The 789-nt window shown below is 61.9% G+C and carries 1 protein-coding gene; it reads right to left on the bottom strand.

All coding sequences use genetic code 11. The annotated features are described in order from the left end of the window. Positions 1-27 precede the first annotated feature (27 nt). Positions 28-708 carry a GIY-YIG nuclease family protein gene (locus HMPREF9440_RS00300; protein WP_008540376.1) on the bottom strand — a complete coding sequence of 227 codons (681 nt, stop codon included), beginning with the start codon at positions 706-708 and terminating at the stop codon, positions 28-30. Positions 709-789 lie beyond the last annotated feature (81 nt).

Raw genomic sequence — 789 nt, 5'->3', positions numbered from 1 at the left:
TATTACACGTTATTCCCTTACTAGTCCTTATTCGTCGTCGGAGGGGGACTTGTCGGAGGCCTCGGCTTCGAAGCGGGTGCGGCGGTCGGAGAGCGTTTCGCCCTCAAACGTCAGATAGATCTGACCATGGTAAGCCCCGGAGCGGTTCCGGCGCGCTTCGGGCATGAACGTGCCGGCGAAGGCGGTGGAGCTGTAGAGCCGCCCCTCGTACTCGACCTTGTCGTCGGTCGCGACGCGCACTTGCTGCCCCGTGGGCTCAAACGTCAGCTTCGCTCCGATGGGAATGTCCACCATGCTGAAGCGGAAGTTCTCCCGGCGCGGCTTCTTCGTCTTGGGACTGGGGAGGGCCTCGGCGACTCCCGCCGTCGCCACCGGCTTGTTGCTCTCATAGAGCGTCACCACCGCGTCGTCCGCGACTTTTGCCAGGTCGCGGAGAATGTCGAGCGCGACCGCGGGCGGGACGTTGAAGAACTCGCGGTTCTGTCGGATCCGGAGGTCCGTGAGGCGGTCGATCGTCTTGTGGACCGCCTGTTCGAGCTCGTGGTACTTCACCGTCCTCAGCGTCGCGTAGATCTCAAAGGGAAGAGGCACCGCCGTGTTGTCCAACTCCTTCGAGCGGACGTCGACGGGACGCGAACTCTTTTCGATCTTCACCCAGTCCTCGCGGAAGCTGGGGTTGGTGAGGATGTAGACGTAGCCGGGGGTCATGGTCAGGCGAACATTTGCTGCATGAGCGATTGTTTCAGACGATTGAGGGAGGTAAGGAACCTCTTCACCGGGGCCCTTTCT

The sequence above is a fragment of the Sutterella parvirubra YIT 11816 genome (genome assembly GCF_000250875.1).
Classification (GTDB): Bacteria; Pseudomonadota; Gammaproteobacteria; order Burkholderiales; family Burkholderiaceae_F; genus Sutterella; species Sutterella parvirubra.
The sequence above is the reverse complement of the archived record's forward strand: the minus strand, read 5'-3'. Positions and strand labels throughout refer to the sequence as shown.

Coding starts and splice junctions, on each gene's coding strand:
- HMPREF9440_RS00300 (WP_008540376.1), bottom strand. CDS start 708: ATGACCCCCGGCTACGTCTACATCCTCACCAACCCCAGCTTCCGCGAG.